Annotated in this window: 14 protein-coding genes; 6 read left to right on the top strand and 8 right to left on the bottom strand. The window is 66.6% G+C overall.

All coding sequences use genetic code 11. The features are described 5' to 3' along the window. Positions 1-76 precede the first annotated feature (76 nt). A complete protein-coding gene (locus tag MJO58_RS19600) occupies positions 77-1,516 on the top strand; it encodes an HNH endonuclease signature motif containing protein (RefSeq protein WP_239720648.1) in 1,440 nt (479 codons plus the stop codon). Here the strand turns inward: MJO58_RS19600 and MJO58_RS19605 are convergent. Together MJO58_RS19605 and MJO58_RS19610 are read right to left on the bottom strand one after the other, a co-directional pair. Next, positions 1,513-2,025, bottom strand: coding sequence for a hypothetical protein (locus MJO58_RS19605; RefSeq protein ID WP_239720651.1), 513 nt, complete (start codon positions 2,023-2,025; stop codon positions 1,513-1,515). The two genes, MJO58_RS19600 and MJO58_RS19605, sit on opposite strands and share 4 nt — an antisense overlap. A 27-nt stretch (positions 2,026-2,052) precedes the next feature. Continuing rightward, positions 2,053-6,489 (bottom strand): cation-translocating P-type ATPase, encoded by a 4,437-nt coding sequence (locus MJO58_RS19610; RefSeq protein WP_239720652.1) that lies wholly within the window; start codon positions 6,487-6,489, stop codon positions 2,053-2,055. A gap of 194 nt (positions 6,490-6,683) precedes the next feature. Here MJO58_RS19610 and MJO58_RS19615 point away from each other — a divergent pair, with 194 nt between their 5' ends. From MJO58_RS19615 to MJO58_RS19635, 5 genes are all read left to right on the top strand, one after another. Continuing rightward, the gene (locus MJO58_RS19615; protein ID WP_090604834.1) at positions 6,684-7,016 is read left to right on the top strand and encodes a hypothetical protein; all 333 of its coding nucleotides are present in this window, start codon (positions 6,684-6,686) and stop codon (positions 7,014-7,016) included. A gap of 120 nt (positions 7,017-7,136) precedes the next feature. Next, positions 7,137-8,165, top strand: coding sequence for a hotdog fold thioesterase (locus MJO58_RS19620; protein WP_090604837.1), 1,029 nt, complete (start codon positions 7,137-7,139; stop codon positions 8,163-8,165). Positions 8,166-8,241: 76 nt separating this feature from the next. Continuing rightward, the gene (locus tag MJO58_RS19625) at positions 8,242-9,447 is read left to right on the top strand and encodes an amidohydrolase family protein (protein WP_090604841.1); all 1,206 of its coding nucleotides are present in this window, start codon (positions 8,242-8,244) and stop codon (positions 9,445-9,447) included. A gap of 169 nt (positions 9,448-9,616) precedes the next feature. Continuing rightward, entirely contained in the window at positions 9,617-10,048 is a 432-nt protein-coding gene (locus MJO58_RS19630; protein WP_239720655.1) for an anti-sigma factor antagonist, read from the top strand. A 160-nt stretch (positions 10,049-10,208) separates the two neighbouring features. Next, the gene (locus tag MJO58_RS19635) at positions 10,209-12,173 is read left to right on the top strand and encodes a SpoIIE family protein phosphatase (RefSeq protein WP_239720658.1); all 1,965 of its coding nucleotides are present in this window, start codon (positions 10,209-10,211) and stop codon (positions 12,171-12,173) included. Here the strand turns inward: MJO58_RS19635 and MJO58_RS19640 are convergent. From MJO58_RS19640 to MJO58_RS19665, 6 genes are all read right to left on the bottom strand, one after another. Continuing rightward, positions 12,170-13,411, bottom strand: a complete 1,242-nt coding sequence (locus tag MJO58_RS19640; RefSeq protein ID WP_239720660.1) for an acyl-CoA dehydrogenase family protein — start codon at positions 13,409-13,411, stop codon at positions 12,170-12,172. The genes MJO58_RS19635 and MJO58_RS19640 overlap by 4 nt on opposite strands. Continuing rightward, positions 13,408-14,559: an acyl-CoA dehydrogenase family protein gene (locus tag MJO58_RS19645; protein ID WP_239720663.1), complete on the bottom strand. Its 1,152-nt coding sequence runs from the start codon at positions 14,557-14,559 to the stop codon at positions 13,408-13,410. The genes MJO58_RS19640 and MJO58_RS19645 overlap by 4 nt, the downstream gene beginning before the upstream one ends. A 120-nt stretch (positions 14,560-14,679) precedes the next feature. After that, complete coding sequence (locus tag MJO58_RS19650; RefSeq protein WP_239720665.1) at positions 14,680-15,645, bottom strand: alpha/beta hydrolase; 966 nt, start codon at positions 15,643-15,645, stop codon at positions 14,680-14,682. A gap of 198 nt (positions 15,646-15,843) precedes the next feature. Further along, complete coding sequence (locus MJO58_RS19655; RefSeq protein WP_239720668.1) at positions 15,844-17,007, bottom strand: amidohydrolase family protein; 1,164 nt, start codon at positions 17,005-17,007, stop codon at positions 15,844-15,846. Beyond that, positions 17,004-18,050 (bottom strand): amidohydrolase family protein, encoded by a 1,047-nt coding sequence (locus MJO58_RS19660; RefSeq protein WP_239720670.1) that lies wholly within the window; start codon positions 18,048-18,050, stop codon positions 17,004-17,006. Before MJO58_RS19660 ends, MJO58_RS19655 begins: the two co-directional genes overlap by 4 nt. Beyond that, on the bottom strand, positions 18,047-18,406 hold the full coding sequence (locus tag MJO58_RS19665) for a Rieske (2Fe-2S) protein (RefSeq protein ID WP_090604861.1): 360 nt from the start codon (positions 18,404-18,406) through the stop codon (positions 18,047-18,049). The genes MJO58_RS19660 and MJO58_RS19665 overlap by 4 nt, the downstream gene beginning before the upstream one ends. Positions 18,407-18,542: the final 136 nt, after the last annotated feature.

Raw genomic sequence — 18,542 nt, forward strand, 5'->3', positions numbered from 1 at the left:
CGCGATCCCACCGATTACCGGAACGATCAGCAACCACCACCAAAGTTTGTCGGACCCGACTCGTATATTCAAACTTATGTTCGAGAGTTCCGAGGATGCCGCAGCCGTGATCGATCGGATCTGCGCGGCGTCGCTTGCGGAGAACCGGGCGGCCGGTGCGCGGCTTAAAGCGATCGGAGAACTCGACGTGCTGCGGCTGCGCGAGTGCGGGGAGCGGGAGTCCTGGGTGAGTGACACCTGGGACGCGATTTCGGCGGAGGTCGCGGCGGCGCTGAATATCAGTCAAGCGCTCGCCTCGAGTTATCTCAACTATTCACGCGCCATGCGAAATCGGCTGCCCCGCATCGGCGCCGCGTTGATCGCCGGAGAGATCAGCTATTCGACGTTCCAGACGATCGTGTATCGCACGGACTTGATCGCCGACTCCGACGTCCTGGCAGCAGTCGACGCGGAGCTCGCGAGGCGGGTACAACGATGGCCGTCGATGACTCGCGGCCGACTAAGCGCGGCGGTGGATCGAGTCGTCGCGCGGGCGGACCGCGACGCGGTGCGCCGCGTTCGCGAGCAGCAGACGGATCGCGAGTTCTCCCTCTGGGACGGCGGCAACGGCTTGACCGAGGTGTTCGGCCGACTCGTCACCACTGACGCCCGCGTGGTGGATGCACGGTTAAATGCATTGGTGCACAGCGTGTGTGACGGAGATACGCGCACTGTAAAGCAGCGCCGCGCCGATGCCTTGGCGGCGTTGGCGGCCGGTGCGGAAAGACTGCAATGCCGATGCGGGCAACCGACATGTCCGTCCGCCGCGTCACCCGCGCCGCCCAGTCCGGTGGTGATCCACGTCGTCGCCAACCAGTCCACCGTCGACGGCACTGCGCCTGAACCCGGCGCGGTCATCGGCACTGACACTCTGATCCCGGCCGAGCTGATTACGCAATTGGCCGAGTCGGCCAGGCTGCGGCCGCTGGTGCATCCCGGAACTGCACCGCCCGAACGCGGGTACGTCCCGTCGCGGGCACTGGCCGATTTCGTGCGCTGCCGCGATCTGACCTGCCGGTTCCCCGGCTGCGAGAAGCCGGCCACCGAGACCGATCTCGACCACACCATCCCGCATGCGCAAGGCGGCGCCACCCACGCATCGAACCTGAAATGCCTTTGCCGCCAACATCATTTGATGAAAACCTTCTGGGGGTGGCGCGATCGACAATTTTCCGACGGCACGGTGATCTGGACGTCGCCATCCGGGCGCACCTATGTGACCGCGCCGGGCAGCGCGTTGCTGTTTCCCGACTTGTGCGCACCCACCGCGGAGGTAACTGCGCACATTCGGCCCGGCCCCTGCACCGATCGCGACGCCATGATGCCGCGCCGGCGGCGCACCCGGGCCGAGAACCGCGCCGACTACGTCACCGCCGAACGACGCCGTAACCGGCGAATCCGGGACAAAAATAGTTCGGCCGCAACACAACTCATCTCACAGTGTCGCCCGCCCGACGGCGAGCCACCGCCCTTTTAGATGTGGTGGCCGAAGACGTCTTCCATGACTTCACCGACCGCCGCCAGCGAACGGCTGGAGTGCTGCTTGACGAGTACATGGCCACCCAGTACGACGAGCGCGATCGGCAGCTCGACGGCCCCAAATGCCAGCAGCGCAGTCAGTCCCGCGACGTAGACGATATCGTGCTTGTCGGGCCGGTGGAACTTTCCGATGGTTGGCAAGTCGATCGCCCGTGACTCCAGCTCCCGCAGGGTGCGCAGGCTCCGGGCACGCTTGGAGTTCGGGTGCGCCTCGGCGTAGGCCGCCCACCGCTGCGCGAAACTGGGTCCGAAACGGAGCTCTTCTTGCAGCTCTTCCTGTAGCTCTTCGTGCAACTCGTCGTGGAGCTCATCATGCAGCTCGTCGTGCAGCTCTTCGTGCAACTCGTCGTGCAGTTCGTCATGTAACTTGTCTGAGTCGGAATCCGTTGCAGCCGAGTTGATTTCGTCGGCGTCGTTGTCCTTTTTGTCTTCGTCCAGCGTGGTCATGTCAGTCTCTCTTCGTTGTGTCGTCGGTCAACCGGCTGGTGTGAGTTCCAGTTGGGGTGCCCGGTCACCCTTGGCGCCATTGCCGCTGTCCATACCCGGGAGCTCCTGGGCCCACGTCGTGAGCGAGCCCACCATGTTGTTCAAGACGTTGTCGGCCTCCCCGCCGTACTTCGAGACGCGTTTCCCGATCATCGACGCCATCCGGATCAACAGGTCCGGCTTGGCGGCCGTGAGCACGGTCAGCGCCGCGGCCGGGGCCACACCTTCGATCCACCCGAGCGGACCCAGCGGCACGCAACCGACGAGTTGGCTCAGACCCGGGGTAGTGATCAGTGCGGCCATCGCAACGAAAGTGCCTGCGACAGTGCTGACCACGAGCGGATCGCGCGAATCCAGCAACGTCTGCCCGAGCTGCGTGGTGACCAGGCCCACCAGACCGACCGTCGCCGCACGCTGCGGGGCGGCGCGGGTAAAGGTGGCCAGGCTCCACGAGGCGCTTGCTCCAATCGTGGTGGCGGCACCCCGGATAGCGACCGTCTCCATCAGATCGTCCATGTTGATCCCGCGCTCCGACGGCGGTCGCATGTTGCGCACCGCGCTCACCGCGACGGCCGTCGTGGGGAACACGTCGGTCAGGATGTTCACCAGCAGGATCTGCCGTGCGGTCAGCGGCGCCATGCCCCGGACCATCGTCCCGTACATGTTGAAAGCCACTTCACCGGCATTGCCGCCCAACAACATTCCAACCGCGGCCTGCGCCTGCTGCCACAGCCGGTGTCCCTCCTCGATCGCCTCGAGAAGGCTTCCGACGCGACCCTCGGTCAGCACCACGTCCGCGGCGCCGCGCGCCGGGTCGCTGCCGTGCGAGGACACACCCACGCCCACGGCCGCTGCACGGATGGCCGCGGCGTCATTCGCGCCGTCGCCCACCATCGCGGTCACGATCCCGGAATTGCTGATCTGCTGGACGATCTGGACCTTCTGCTCGGGCGACATACGCGCATAGATCACGTTGGTCTTGACGACCTCGGCCCGCTCGGCGATCGACAACCGCTCCCAGCGCGCCCCGGTGATGATGCAGTCCTCGGGGACGTCGAGCCCGATCTCGCGGGCGATGGCGCGGGCGGTGGCCGGGTGGTCACCGGTGATCACGCGCACACCGATGTCCCGCTTAGCCAACCCGAGCAGGAGCTCCCGGGCGTCGGACCGCGGTGTGTCGGTGATCCCGAGGAAGCCCAGCAGGCGAAGTCCGCTGCGGCACAACGGTTCCAGCCCCTTCTCCTGCGCGACCTCGAGCTCATCCTCCGTCAGCGTCTTGTCGGCGACCGCGATCACCCGAAGGCCCTGCGTCGCCATCCCGTGGACGTGTGCCAACAGCTCCTCGCGAAGGTCGTCGTCTTGACCCTCGACGCATGCCGAGAGGACGATTTCCGGTCCACCCTTGACCGCCAGGGTGTCACCGTCCAGTCCTGCCGCGTAGGCCCGGCCGGCGCGGAACGGCAATTCGCGGTCGCGCTTCGGCTGGCTTCCGGCCCGGTTTACCACCGCGGCGTCCGTCGCCTGCAGCGGAGCGTGCTCGGTCAGCGCCACCGGGGTCGCCAGCGCCGCTCGCTCGAGAATCACGTCCTCGTCGAAACCCGGCTGTGCGGAGATATTCGTTACCACCAACCGGTTTTCGCTGAGCGTTCCGGTCTTGTCGAAGCAGACCACCTCGACGCGACCCAGCGTCTCGACCGACCGCGGCGCGCGGACCAGAACGTTGCGCTCGGTCAATCGCCTGGCCGCCTCGCGCTGAGCCAACGTCGCCACCAACGGGAGGCCTTCCGGCACCGCGGCAACCGCGCAGTACACCCCGCTGGTAACGGCCTCCTTGATGCCCGATCCTCGCAGCAATGCGGTGGCGATCACGCCCACACCACCGGTGAGGGTCCACGGCAGCACTTTCGCGGTGACCGCGGCCAGTTGCGCGTGCAGCCCCACCTCGTCGCGCCGCCGCGGAGCCAGCGCCATGGCCCGGCCCGCCGCGGTCGCGTCGCCGACCGCGACGACCACCGCGCGACACACGCCGCTGAGTACGGTCGAGCCCTCATAGATCATGCAGGCGCGTTCGGCCAGCGGACGACCCGGCGTCGGTGCGGGGTGCTTGGTCACCGGCAACGACTCACCGGTCAGCGACGATTCGTCGACCTCGACCGCAACCGCGCTCAGCACCCGGGCATCGGCGGGGACCAGCTCGCCGGACCGGACCTCGATGATGGTTCCCGGCGTCAATTGCTCGGTGGGTATCAACTCGAACTGGTCGGCGCCGGTAACGATGCGCGCCGGCGGCGTCTGGGCACTGAGCATCCTGTTCAGCTGACGATCCGAGCTGAGGCGCTGCGCCGCGGCAATCGCGGCGCTACCAACGAGCACGATCCCGACGAGCACACCGTCCATCGGCGAACCGACGAGCGCGCTCGCCATGGCACCGGTGGCAAGGATCGGGGTGAGCGGATCCTGCATCTCGTGCCACATCGCGTCCACGACTTCTCTACCGCTGTCCGCGAATCTGGCGGCCAGCGCCTGCATCCCGGTCTTCGGCAGCTGTGCCACCGCAGCGACGGGACCGGTGGAGTCGGCGAGTTCAGGCCACAGCACCCGAATCTGTTCCTGCGCCTGGTCGGCATCCAGCGCATGCCATTCGGTGTCAGAGGCGGCGGCCGGATCGGGCTGCATCGCCACACCCCGCCCGATCACGTATCCGGGGATGAGCGCGATGGCGGCCGCCGCGATGCTGGGGCGCACGCCCGCTGCCCGAACCCCGGGCAACAGCGTCAGCGAACCCAGAAGCGTTCCGGCGGCCGCCAACTCGACGCCTCGCCGCGCGGCCGATTTGGCCGCGGGGATCGCATCGATAATTCGGCAGGCAACCTTCAGATTCGGGATCAGGACGTCGGCCGTCCACGCGGGTGCCGCCCGCCCAGCGGGCCAAACCCCCAGCGCGAGGTCCGCGGCCGCGAAGGCAAGCCGAAGGTCACGCCCGATCACGGCGACGATCTTCCCGTCGGCCTGCAATTGCCGGACCGCCCCGAAGATGGTGAGGTCGACGTCGTCGCTGTCGAACGGCAGCAGTTCGTCGAATGTCCCGCGCAGATGGCCAGCATCGGCCTGATCAACCGAGATGAGCCGGAGATCGGCGGCACGCGCCGCGGCCATCAGCGGTTCGGCGTACGGGTCGGCGTTGCGCGCCACCACGACCTCGAGGTCCTCCAGCTCGGGCAGCTGATGCGCGGGCGACAACGAGCAGCCGGTGTGCACGCCCGGGCCGAGCAGGCCGTCGTTGACATCCGTTTGGGCGCACTGCCATACCTTCGTGCGCAGTTCGCCGTCGACGCCGCTGATCTCGGCGACGCGCATGGTCTCACCGATCAGCACCGCGGGCTCGACGATCAGCACATCGACACCGTCGAGGCGGCGGATCGCGTCGGGTCGCATCACCAGGGTGTGGTGGTAGCGGTTCAGGCCGGCGCAGAACGTGGTGGCGAACGACTCACGGGCGTAGTTCAGGGCGCGCGGCGCGGCGACGATGACCGCCTCGCTGGCCAGCATCGCGCCGCCGCTGACGGTCAGGGCGATGGCGCCGGCAAGGCCCGCCGCGGTTGCTGCACGGGCGTAGTTCTCCGACGAGGTGTCCGGCACCGGGCGGGGCCGTGACGTTTCCGGGTGCGGGTCACACTGCGCGCTGAGCGCCAGGTGGGGTTCGTGCTCGTTCCAGGCTTCCACGGCCGACAGCGCCTCAATGAGGCGCAGGCTACGAAGGCACATGTCGGCGGCGATCACCGACGGGGTGTGGCCGAGCGACTGGGTGACGGCGGTGCCCAACGCGAGCAGTGCATCGGCGCGCCCGCGCCCGAGGGCCCGCTCGAACACCCGTCGGACGTCGGGCTGCGCCTCGGCGAAAGTGGTCGCGGCGGCGAAGGCCCGCGGCAATCTCGGCATCCGCGTCACCTGCAAGAACGTGGTCACGCCGAGCGAGATGGCCTTGGCCCCCAGCAGGCTCATCCGGTTGACGACCTCCGCGCCGTCCCCGGGGATATCGATCACCGGCAACCGGTCAGGAGTCCGTGGGGGCTCGTCAGCCGGCATGTTTCGATCGGCTTTGGCGGTGAAGGCCCGCTCGATTGCCTCCACCATCAGCGCCAAATCGTCTACGGTAGGCCCATTTTCGTCAATGTCGACGATCAGGCGCGACAGCGGCCAGTTCACCTGGGTGCGTGCGACACCGATGGTGCTGCCGATCGTCCTCTGCAGGACGGTCTCGTACTCGGACGAGCGGGCACCCTCAGGCATACGCAGCTCGATCCACCCCCGGCCATTGCCGGACCAGCGGCGGCGGGGACGGTCCCCGCCCAACAACTCAGCTGCCGCGGCTGCGCCGCCTGCGACCACCATTCGAAGCCCCGAGACGATCGGCTCGATGACCATAGTGCGCTTTACGCCCTCTCGCGATAGTTAGCTTTGACATTGCAGATTCACGCAGCAGACTCGTCGAAGTAGTACGTGCGTGCTACACCGTAAGGACTAAGAGGATCTAAGAGCGCGACTTAGAGCTTCCGAAAAGCAAACGGACGACAAATTATTGGCCACGCGCGCAACAATTCGAATCTTGGGAGGTCACAGTGACGCTCATCGAACGAGCCACGAAATCGGCGAACTCGGTTGCCGACCAAACGGTTTCAACAGTTAGCCAGATCGGGACCGCGGTCGCCGAGGGCGTCGTTGTTACGACGAGGGACATTCGCGCCGGAATGCGGGAGGGCCACATCCGCCCCCGGACCGCCGTCGTCGCCGCGGCCGTCGGCCTGATCGCCGTCGTCGAATGGCCCATTCTGCTCGCTGCCGGCGGTGTCGCGCTGCTCGCCAGCAAACTGAAGAAGCGGTCTCCCGAGCCCGAAACCGAGGGCGCAACCGTGATCGAGACGATCGACATCGAGACCGAAACCCCCGAATAGGCGTCCGCCCTCCCCCGGCGGCCGGGCACCCCGGCGGCCGACACCTCACGACGCCCTGGCCCGCGCGGTAACCTCATTCTCGACGCGCACGCATGCGCGACGGAAGGGGACCTAGCGCACATGACCGCCCCCAGCGATGAAGCCGAGGTGACGCGCGGCGACCGCTTCATCAAGACGGCCGTGGAGATCCTGCGTGAGACCGGGCGCACCGACTTCACCGTCCAGGAGATCGTCGCCCGCTCCAAGACCTCGCTACGGGCCTTCTACCAGCATTTCAGCAGCAAGGACGAGCTGCTGCTCGCGCTTTTCGACAGGACCATTTCGCAATCGGTTCAGACCTGGCGTGCCGAGACCGACGGGCTGGACAGCACATCCGCGCTGAAGCTGTTGCTCGACCGCATTAGCCAGCAACCGGAATCGAGCACGCAGGACAGCCTCAACCGGGCGTTGGGCCTGTATAACCAACATCTGGCGGAAACCCGTCCCCGCGAATACGCGCGCGTGCTATCCCCCTTACACCAACTGATTCGCGACATCGTCGGGCAAGGCATCACCGAGGGGGTGTTCAACCCGGGGCTCGATGTCGGCGCGTCGGCGGCCATCGTCATGCAGGCGATGGTGGGAGGGCAGCGGTTGCATTGGCTGGGCACCGAGTTGAACGGAACCCCGGTCGACGCCGGCCAGCTGTACGACTTCATCAGCCGCGCGCTCGGCATCCGCGACACCGACGACGAAACCGGCCCGCCCACCCTGGCCGAGCTGTTCGCCCAAATCGGCCTGCGGGCGGGCTCCCGCAACGGCGAATTCGCGATGACAATGCCGGTAAGTCCGAACGTGGTCAACACTTCTGGGGCGCTGCAGGGTGGGCTGATCGCCACCCTCGTCGACGTCGCGGGCGGCCAGTATGGGCTGGATTTTCTGGAGCCGGGCACCACCATGACGACCGCGGATCTGTTCGTCCGCTACCTGCGCCCGATCCGCCAAGGCGCCGCGTTCGCGGTGCCCCGGATGCTGCGCGCCGGCCGGCGGGCGATGGTCATGCAGGTCGACATCTACGGCGACGGTGACGACGAGGTGGCCGCGACGGCGACGGTGAATTTCGCCATCATCAACGGCGCGACACCCAAGGGTCTGCGGGCGGACACCTAACGCCGGTACACGGTATTGCGCAAGAGTGGTAACGTCATTACCACCCAACGAGAATCCAGCCCTCAAGGAGATCGCTATGCCGTCTCGCGAGCTTCCCTTCCCCGTATTCGACGCCGATAACCACATGTACGAGCCGCAGGAGGCGCTGACCAAGTTCCTGCCGGAGAAGCGCAAAAACGTCATCGACTACGTGCAGGTTCGCGGTCGCACCAAGATCGTGGTGCGCGGACACATCAGTGACTACATCCCCAACCCCACCTTCGAGGTGGTGGCCCGTCCGGGCGCCCAGGAGGACTACTTCCGCAACGGCTCGCAGGGCAAGAGCTACCGCGAGATCCTCGGCGAACCGATGAAGGCCATCCCCGCGTTCCGCGAGCCCGGCGCGCGCCTCGAGGTGATGGACGAGCTGGGTATCGACTACGCGCTGATGTTCCCGACGCTGGCCAGCCTGGTCGAAGAACGCATGAAAGACGACCCGGAGATGACCCACGACGTCATCCACGCGCTCAACGAGTGGATGCACGAGCAGTGGTCGTTCAACTACAAGGACCGCATCTTCGCCACTCCGGTCATCACCCTGCCGATCGTCGACCGCGCGCTCGAAGAGCTGGAATGGTGCCTGGAGCGCGGCGCCCGCACCGTTCTGGTCCGCCCGGCGCCGGTGCCCGGCTATCGCGGCAGCCGGTCATTCGGTCTGGAGGAATTCGATCCGTTCTGGCAGGCCTGCGTGCGTGCCGAGATCCCGGTCTCGATGCACGCCTCCGACAGCGGCTACTCCGAGCTGCTCAACATCTGGGAGCCCGGCGACGAGTTCCTGCCGTTCAAGCCGACCGCCTTCCGTAGCCTGGCGATGGGCCACCGTCCGATCGAGGACGCGTTCGGTGCCCTGATCTGCCACGGCGCCCTTTCGCGCAACCCCGACCTGCGGATCCTGTCCATCGAGAACGGCGCCGACTGGGTGCCGACGCTGTTCCGAGGCCTCAAGGGCGTCTACAAGAAGATGCCGCAGGCGTTCACCGAGGACCCGATCGAGACGTTCAAGCGGTGCGTCTACGTCAGCCCGTTCTGGGAGGACCGGTTCGCCGAGATCGTCAACATGGTCGGCACCGACCGGGTGGTCTTCGGATCGGACTGGCCGCACCCCGAGGGCCTGAAAGACCCGATCACTTTCGTCGACGAGCTCGCCGACTTCAGCGACGAGGACAAGGCGAAGATCATGGGCGGCAACCTGATGGAGCTGATGAAGGTCTCCCAGCCGGCCAAGAAACCCGTCAACGCCTGATCGGGGCCTGATCCCGTAACCACACGCAGCGCCCGCCTCCGAGCGACATCCCGTCCACGTTGTCGCTCGGAGGTGGGCACTTTTTTGTGTCCCGTCAAAAGCGGGACTATAGACGCGGCCTTCGACCTTGCTATAGAAAAGAATCTTCACTCCGGGTAAGGAGCGCACGATGAATCTGGCTCCGGTCGAATCATCAGTGACCAGAGTGACGCTAAGCCCCCGGCTGGTTTCCGAACTGGGCGATCCGCACAGCACGCTACGGGCGGCAACCCAGCGCAGCGGCGCGGTGGTGATCATCCGCGCCGGCGGCGAGGTCGACGCCTCCAACGAGCACACCTGGCGGGGGCTGGTCGAGGAGGCGGCCGCGGTGGCCACGGCACCGGGCCCCTTCATCGTCGACATCAGCGGCCTTGATTTCATGGGGTGCTGCGCGTTCGCCGTCCTGGCCGCCGAATCCGAACGATGCCGGGCTCGCGGCCTCGCATTACGGCTGGTCAGCTGCGACCCCGGCGTTGCGCGCGTCATCCAGGCGTGCAATCTCGGCGGCGTATTGCCCCTCCATCCGACCATCGACACCGCGCTGGCCACGTCGGTGGCCTGAGAGCGAGTTATCGAGGTCGCCGCCCGTTAGCAAACTGATGCGCTAGGTAGCCCCCAGCAATTGCTAATCTGATTACTTGCTTGTGTCGAATAGGACCGCGCATTGTTGGATTTCTCGGTCCAGAGAACGGCCCGCAGGCAGGCTCAGGAGGGACGGCCATATGGTGGCCGAAAAAGACTGGGACAAGATTGTTGGTGCGGCTGACGACGTGCGTCGCATCTTCGAAAAGGTCCCCGCGATGCTGATCGGTCTGGAAGGGCCGGAACATCGCTTTGTCGCGGCCAACGCCGCCTACCGCGCCCTGAATCCGGCGCTCAACCCGGTAGGCATGCTGGCTCGCGACGTGTATCCCGAGCTGGAGAGCCAGCAAATCTTCCAGATGCTCGATCGGGTCTACGAGACCGGCGAGCCGCAATCCGGGGCGGAGTGGCGGCTGCAGGCCGACTTCGAAGGAACCGGAGTCGAGGAGCGCTACTTCGACTTCCTCGTGACGCCGCGCCGCCGCAAGGGCGGAGCGATCGAGGGCGTGCAGATCATCTTCGACGACGTCACGGATCGCGTGCGGGCGCGGTTGGCCACCGAGGCCCGCATCGAGGAACTCTCCGAGCGCTATCGCAACGTCCGCGATTCCGCCATCGTCATGCAGCAGGCCCTGCTGGCCTCGTCGGTCCCGGTGGTCCCATTCGCCGACATCACCGCGCAGTACCTTGTCGCCACCGAAGACACCGCGGCCGGCGGCGACTGGTTTGACGCGATACCCCTCGGGGACCGGCTGGTGCTCGTCGTCGGCGATGTGGTCGGGCACGGCGTCGAAGCCGCGGCGGTCATGTCGCAGTTGCGCACCGCGCTGCGGATGCAGATATCGCAGGGCTACGGCATCACCGAAGCGCTCGAAGCCGTCGACCGCTTCCACGAGCACGTGCCGGGGTCGAGGTCGGCCACGTTGTGCGTGGGCTCGCTCGATTACGCCACCGGTGAATTCCAGTACTGCACCGCCGGGCATCCGCCGCCACTGGTGGTGAGCGCCGCCTCGGCCGCACGCTACGTGGAACCGTCGGGCGCCGGTCCGCTTGGCAGCCGCGTCGGTTTTCCGGTGCGCAGCGAAATGCTGGACATCGGCGATTCGATCCTGCTGTATTCCGATGGCCTGATCGAGCGGCCCGGGCGCCCATTGGGCGCCAGCACCGCGGAGTTCGCCGACTTGGCCGCCAACATCTCCGCCGGTGTCGGCGGGTTCGTCATCGATGCGCCGACACGAACCATCGACCGCATCTGTTCGGAGACGCTCGAATTGCTGCTCCGGTCAACCGGCTACAGCGACGACGTCACACTGCTTGCCGCGCAGCGCCGCACTCCCCCGGCTCCGCTGCACATGACGCTGGACGCGACGATCCACGCCGCACGTACCGTGCGCTCCCGGCTTCGCGGCTGGCTCTCCGAGGTCGGTGCCGACGCCGACGACATCTCCGACGTCGTGCACGCGATCTCCGAGTTCGTCGAGAACGCGGTCGAACATGGTTACGGCACCGAGGTTTCCGACGGCATCGTCGTCGAGGCATCGCTGTCCGGCGATGGCAACATGCATGCCTCGGTGATCGACCGCGGACAGTGGAAGGATCACCGTGAAGGTGAACACGGGCGCGGGCGCGGGCTCGCGATGGCCGAGGCGTTGGTTTCCGAGGCCCTCATCACCCGCAGCGACGCTGGGACGACCGCCAGCGTGACACACCGTCTATCCCGACCGGCCAACTTCGTCACCGACACGATCGTCAGCCGGGCCGCCTACCGCCGGGCCACCGACAACGAATTCGTCTCGACCGTGCGCGAGTCCGGCCACATCGTCGTCAGCGGTGACGTCGACTCCAACACCGCGTCCACTCTCGACCGCCTGATTGCCGTCGAAAGTCGTTCGGGCATAGCACCTTTGACGATCGACCTCAGCGCCGTCACCCACCTGGGGTCCGCCGGCGTCAGCGCGCTGGCAGCCGCCCGTGACCGGGCGTTGCGGCAGGGTGGCGACTGCGTGGTGATCGCCCCGCCCGGCAGCCCCGCGCATCACATCTTGTCGATGGTCCAGATACCCGTCAGCAGCGGCGACAGCGAGAACGTCTTCGCCGAAGACTAGTTCTTCCCGTGCCGCACCTGATTGAACGGCACCCCTCGGTCGGCGGCGTATTCGCGCGGAAAGCCCAGCACCCGCTCCCCGATCACGTTGCGCGCCATCTCGGTTGTGCCGCCTCCGATGGCGACGCTTTGGCGCACCAAATACCGCAGCCCGGTCTCTAGACCGTCGCCGATCTCCCCGACCACACCGGCTGCTCCCGCGACCGCCATCGCGGTGTCGAGGTCCACCTGTACGGTCTCGGCGTGGAACAGCCGAATCAGCGTGCCGGCCGCCGGTGGCAGCACACCGTCGCGGACATTGCGCGACACGTGATCGATCAGCTGCTCGGCCACCGTCCGGTGCACCAACGCCCGGCCGGCCATCTCCCGCACGCGTTCGTTGTCGGCCTGACCGGTCTTCTCTAAAAGCCCAACGTAGTCAACGGGATTGGCGTTGCCGCCCTCGCTGCCGCTGCCGCTGGCGAACTCCGAACCCTGGCCGACCGCCCGCCGCTCGTGGTACAGCTGACGTGAGGCCACCGTCCAGCCGCCGTTGACCTCCCCCACCACCGCGTCGTCGCCGACGTCCACGCCGTCGAAGAACTCCTCGCAAAACTCCGTGGAGCCGCTGAGCATTGTGATGCGGCGCAACGTGATTCCCGGGTGATCGATCGGCACCAGGAACATGGTCAAGCCTTCGTGTTTGGGCACATCCCAGTTGGTGCGGGCCAGGCACAGGCCGTAGTCGGCGGCGAACGCACTGGTGCTCCAGGTCTTGGCGCCGTTGATCACCCATCGGTCACCCTGGCGTTCGGCCCGGGTGATGACGCCGGCCAGATCCGATCCGCCGCTGGGTTCGCTCAGCAGCTGCACCAGCACCTCGTCACCGCGCAGCGCCGCGGCGATGTGCTGCCTCTTCTGCTCTTCGCTGCCGGTGTCGAGAAGGGTGGCGCAGCAGATGGTGAACGTCGGTATGTTGAGGATCAACGGCAGCTCGTAGCAAAGGGATTCGTCGTCGAACGCCTTCTGGTAGGCGTAATCCAGACCCAGGCCGCCGTATTCTCGCGGGAAGCAGATGCCGGCGAATCCGCCTTCGTAGAGCCGCTTTTGCAGTTCCCGGGCACGTTTCCAGGCGTCCTCGTCGTCGCGCGGCGCCGGCGGCGGTGAATCGGGGTCAATGCGCGGCATGTTGTCCGCCAACCACACGCGGGCGCGGGCGGCGAACTCTGCGACGGATTCGGTGATCTGGTCTTGCGTCATTTCGCGGTACGGCCGGCTTTCTCTGACTCATACACCCGCAAGTTATGTTCTTCCGGGGTGCCGAACAAGGAGCGGTACAACGTAACTCGCCTCAGGTAGAGGTGCAGATCGTGTTCCCAGGTGACCCCGATGCCGCCATGCATCTGCACGCAGCCCTGGACGATCCGCCCCGCCATCTCTGAGACGTAGGACTTCGCGACGCTGGCCGACAGGCTCGCGGCGGGTGAGCGGGCCGCGATGTCGGCAACCGCCGCGGCCGTGGTGGCGCGACATGCTTCCAGCCACAGCTTCATGTCGGCGAAGCCGTGTTTGAGCGCTTGGTAGGACGCCAGCGGACGGCCGAACGTGTGCCGGTCCAGCGCCCACTGAACGGTGAAGTCGAACACCGTTTGCACGACGCCGACCACCTCGGCGCATTGCAGCACCTGAGCGATCTGGCTCTGCCGGTCGATCAACGCCGCGGTCTCGGCGGCGCTGCCGATGCTCGCGGACGAGTCCACGACCACCCCGTCGAGATGCACACGCGCGTATTGCTTGACCAGATCGACCGACTGCTGCGGCTCGACCCGAACCCCGGGCGCGTCCGTCGGGACCAGGAACTGACGAACTTCGCCGCCGCAGCGCGCCACCACGAGCAGAAGGCCGCTCTGGGCGCCCGCCTCGACGCGGTCCTTGGTGCCATCAAGACGGTACGTGCGACAGCCCGCGTCGGTCTGGGTCGCGGTCACCGACGGGTCCAGCGGCTCCCAGCCGCGGCCGGGTTCCGAGACCGCCCAGGACGCAACGGTTTCGCCGGAGATCAGCGCCTCGATGACCGCCGCGTGCGACTGCGCATCGGCGCATTCGGCCAGCGCGGTGAGCACGACGCTGACCGGGTACAGCGGGCCGGGCGCGACGGTCTTGCCGAGCAATTCGGCGACCGAGGCCAAATCCTCGACACCGCTGTCCGAGGCGCTGCCGCCGCCCAACTCCTCCGGAACCAGCAGGCCGGTCCAGCCGAGCTCCGCGGCGCGCCGCCACCAGGCCGGGTCGAAGGAAGCCCCCGCCGCGTGCAGCTCCCGGACGCGAGACAGCGGCGCTTCCTTCTGCAGAAACGATTGGGTCGTCGAGACGAAGAGTGCCTTCTCAGGCGAGTCCACGGCCGTCATGACACCGACCGACCCTTCCACAGCGTTCGGTAGCCGTCGCCAAGAATCACGTTCTCGATATTAGCAAATGCCAATACCGTAAGCGCTACCGGAGTTCAGCCGTTACACGCGATCGAGCAGCTACATCGCGAACACGCGGCGCACCGACTGGGCGTGCAGGGCCCGGTTCTCTTCGGAGACGACCCAATCGGGCACCAGCGAATCGAATCCGTTGAATGTCGCCGCGATGACGTGCAATTCGGTGTGCACGAAGGCATGCAGCAGCCGGTTGGCGTAGTCGATGGCTTCGTCGCGGCATGGGTCGATCTCCGAGCAGCTGATGAACGTGGGCGGCAGGCCCTCCAGATTCGCCCGGTGCGCCGGAACATATTGACCACTGGCGCTGGCCGGACCCAGGTAGTGACCCCACGCCCGGCTCACCGCCGGACCGTTGAGCCCCGGCGTGCGCTGAAACTCGCGCCGCGACGGCGTGGCATCGCTGTCCAGCATCGGCTGGTGCAGGATCTGCATCCGGATCTGTGGCCCCTCGGCGTCGAACATCCGCTGCGCCAGGCTCGCGACCAGGGCGGCACCCGCATCCCGGCCCATCACGGCCAGCCGGCGGGAGTCGATGTTCAGCTCCGCGCAATTCCGGATGGCGTAGTACATACCCGCCTCGACGTCGTCGAGTGCCGCCGGAGCCGGATTCTCCGGGGCCAGCCGGTAGTCGACCGAAACCACCAGACAACCGCCCTCCCGAGCGAGCTCCACGCACGCCGCGTGGTCGGTGTCGAGGTTGCCGGACACGAAGCCGCCGCCGTGCGCGTAGACCAGCAACGGCGCTCCCGAGTCACCCTCGATGTGGCCTCGGTAGAAGCGGAGGTTCAGCTGCTGGCCGCCGGGTCCGGAGATCGAGCGGGTTTCGACGGCGACGCCCTCGGTGTCGACTGCCGCGGCACGCTCGGCCGCCGCCCGGTCGGCCTGCTCTCGTTCGGCGGCCAGTGTCTCGGCACGGAATTCGACGATGCCCACCTGGCTCGCGGCGTCGCGCAGTACCGGGTCGAGGCGGTTAATGCCTTGCGGGCGGGTCAGATCCGTTTGCGTCATACCCTCTCAACTTCCGGGTTCATGGTGCGGGCCGCCGTCCAGGCCTGGCGGGAGGCCATGTCGGAAACCATATTCAAGGTAGACCTGGTCAGCCACGAGCCGTCACACTGCCGCAGCCGCGTGCGGCCGGCGGCTTCGAGCGACGGGGACTTCTGGTGATATTCGCTGATCAGAGCCTGCGGAGCGGCCCGGCGCGGCTCAGCTCCGCGGCGCGGCGGGCTCGCCGGGGAGCGCCTGGACGGTCGCCGGCAACCCGTACAAAGCCGTTGCGTTGTCGCGCATGATCCGCTCCCGCTGGTCGGCGGGGAACCTGTTGATCGCGTACGTCGGCGAGTCATAGCTCCAATGCGGATAGTCCGTCGAGAACATGAGATTGTCGCCCAGGTCCATCATTTCCAGGTACTCGCGGAACTCTACGGTGTCGACGTCTTCCAAGGGCTGGGTGGTGAAGCGGACATGCTCGCGCACGTAGTCCGACGGACGGCGTCGTACCTGCGGCAAGTCGGCGCGGCGAGCCTCCCAGATCCGGTCCATCCGTGACATCACCGGCATCGCCCAGGTGAAGCCACCCTCGATGAAGACCACCCGCAGGTCGGGGTGCCGATCGAAGGCGCCGTCGAAAACCAGGCTCATCAGGTGCGAGACGTACAGCAGCGGCCAGGATGCGAAGAAGTCGTGCCAGTGCGCGGGATTGCCGACGGGATACAGCGGGATCAATTCGAACGGCGTCTGACCCATCAGATGCGTTGAGATCGGTAGCCCGTTGCGGGATGCGGCCTCGTACAGCGGATCGAAATGCGGGTTGCCGAACGGGATTCCGCGGGTCTGGGGTGTCATCAGCACCTGGGCCATGTAGGGGTGGCCGGCCCATCGCTCGACCTCGCGCGCCGCCTGCTCCGGGGTCTGCGCGCTGACGCTGATCGACCCGCGCCAGCGGCCGTGCGCGTTGTGCTTGTCCAGCCACACGTCGGCGAGCCAGTCGTTGTAGGTGGATTTGAGCACGTGCTCGGCCTGGGGTAGCTGGGCGTCGCACATCGGCTCCAGCGACGCGATGCTGACGCCCGCATCGACCAGCAGTTGCTTGGCGGCGTAGTCCGGGTCGCTGCCGGCGACCCCGCCGCCCGGCGGCCACGAGTCCATGCGCAGCGACGACGTCTTGAACGCATCCGGGGTGTCGTAGAAATACGACACCGGGCTCACCGCATTGCCGCTCGGCCAGATCTTGTCCACCCATTCGGCCGGCGCGTAGGACTTGAGCACATCGGTCGACACCGGCAACGGGTGGACGTCGGTGTCGACGATGGTGACCGCGATGTGGTCGTCGCGGCGGGTCTGCGATTCGACTCGTTCGATGGTGGTCATTGCGCTCGCTCCTTTGCTCCAAGCCCGTAAAGCTCACTGGCGTTTCGCCACAACACCTGCTCGCGCTGCGCTGCGTCGAGCCCCTGGGCCGCCACCTCGGGCGACGACGTCGACCAGTGCGGGTAGCTCGATCCGTACATCAGCAGGTCGGTCTTGCCACTGAATTCCATCCAGCGCTGCATGTGGGCCGCCTCGACAGGCCCGTCGAATGCCGATGAGCAGAACCGGACATGGTCGGGCAGGTATTCGCTGGGATACCGGTCGACCCATGGGGTTTGGTCGCGCATCGACAACCAGAAGGTGTCCAGCCGCCACATCAACGGGGTGAGGATGTCGTAGCCGCCGTCGGCGAAAACGAACTTGAGGCCGGGAAGCCGGCCGAACACGCCCTCGATGATCAGGGTGGCCAGATGCACGAAATAATTCAGCGGCATGAACGACGCATAGCCAGGGTAGGTGTGCGCGTGACCGGCGAACGTCGGGGCATGGTCGACGCCGTTGCCACCGTTGATATGCACCGCGACCGGCAGCCCATGCGCGGCCGCTGCCTCCCAGATCGGTTCGAACATCGGCTTGCCGTACGGCTCGCGGGACTGCATCGGAATGCCGACCTGCACCAGCTTCGGATGGCCGGCCAGGCGTTCGATCTCCGCGACGGCGCCACGGGGGTCTTCGGGGTTGACCCTGATCGTGCCCCGGAACCGGTCGGAGGTGTCGGGTTCGATCCATCGGTCCAGCAGCCAGTCGTTGACGGCGGCGCAGATGCCGGTGTTGAGCAGGTAGTCGGCGATGTTGCCGCGAGTCAACGGATTCAGGATGGCGTAGTCGACTCCGGCGTCTTCGAACAAGTGCCGACTGACGGTGTCGGGATCCGAGCCCGGGTAGTGCTCTGCGTAGAGGTCTTGGCGGTAGTCGCCCCCGGGCGCTTGGTACCACTGCTGTTCGACGTCGGGGACCGCGCGCAGTTGGTAGGCGTCCGGGAGGTAGCGCCGGATCTCGGCGTTGTAGCGGAAGTGCGGTTGCACATTGGTGTCGACAATCATGCGGTCACATACACCTGCCCATCGGTGACGTCGACTTCGTAGGTACGGATACGACGACGCGGATCGGCGACGCTTTGACCCGTAGTGACGTCGAATTCCCAGTTGTGCCAAGGGCATCGAACGATCTGCCCGTCGCGCACTCGACGGATCCCGCCGGGCTGCCCGGGCGCCGCTTCGGTAGTGCCTCCGAGCAGGCCCAGGCATAAGGGGGCGCCCTCGTGGGAGCAGTAATTCACGATCGCGTACAGCGCGCCCTGCACGTTGTACACGCCCACGCCGAACTTGCCGACATCGACGAGCTTCATCCCGCCGGGCGGGAGTTCGTCGACCGAGCACACGAATCGCCGCTGGGCCACCTGAGAATCACCGCCTCGTTGAACCAACCCGGATCAATACTGAGCCCGTTACGGTAACCATCACAAGCCTTGCTATTTATACTATGATAGCGAAAATCCGCTCGGAACACCCGCCGAAGACGCCGGGGCGGTCAGG

The sequence above is a fragment of the Mycobacterium lentiflavum genome (assembly GCF_022374895.2).
GTDB lineage: Bacteria > Actinomycetota > Actinomycetes > Mycobacteriales > Mycobacteriaceae > Mycobacterium > Mycobacterium lentiflavum.

Bases quoted from the DNA above. Each gene is read 5' to 3' on its own strand.
- MJO58_RS19600 (WP_239720648.1), top strand. From the start codon at position 77: ATGTTCGAGAGTTCCGAGGATGCCGCAGCCGTGATCGATCGGATCTGC.
- MJO58_RS19605 (WP_239720651.1), bottom strand. From the start codon at position 2,025: ATGACCACGCTGGACGAAGACAAAAAGGACAACGACGCCGACGAAATC.
- MJO58_RS19610 (WP_239720652.1), bottom strand. From the start codon at position 6,489: ATGGTCATCGAGCCGATCGTCTCGGGGCTTCGAATGGTGGTCGCAGGC.
- MJO58_RS19620 (WP_090604837.1), top strand. From the start codon at position 7,137: ATGACCGCCCCCAGCGATGAAGCCGAGGTGACGCGCGGCGACCGCTTC.
- MJO58_RS19625 (WP_090604841.1), top strand. From the start codon at position 8,242: ATGCCGTCTCGCGAGCTTCCCTTCCCCGTATTCGACGCCGATAACCAC.
- MJO58_RS19630 (WP_239720655.1), top strand. From the start codon at position 9,617: ATGAATCTGGCTCCGGTCGAATCATCAGTGACCAGAGTGACGCTAAGC.
- MJO58_RS19635 (WP_239720658.1), top strand. From the start codon at position 10,209: ATGGTGGCCGAAAAAGACTGGGACAAGATTGTTGGTGCGGCTGACGAC.
- MJO58_RS19640 (WP_239720660.1), bottom strand. From the start codon at position 13,411: ATGACGCAAGACCAGATCACCGAATCCGTCGCAGAGTTCGCCGCCCGC.
- MJO58_RS19645 (WP_239720663.1), bottom strand. From the start codon at position 14,559: ATGACGGCCGTGGACTCGCCTGAGAAGGCACTCTTCGTCTCGACGACC.
- MJO58_RS19650 (WP_239720665.1), bottom strand. From the start codon at position 15,645: ATGACGCAAACGGATCTGACCCGCCCGCAAGGCATTAACCGCCTCGAC.
- MJO58_RS19655 (WP_239720668.1), bottom strand. From the start codon at position 17,007: ATGACCACCATCGAACGAGTCGAATCGCAGACCCGCCGCGACGACCAC.
- MJO58_RS19660 (WP_239720670.1), bottom strand. From the start codon at position 18,050: ATGATTGTCGACACCAATGTGCAACCGCACTTCCGCTACAACGCCGAG.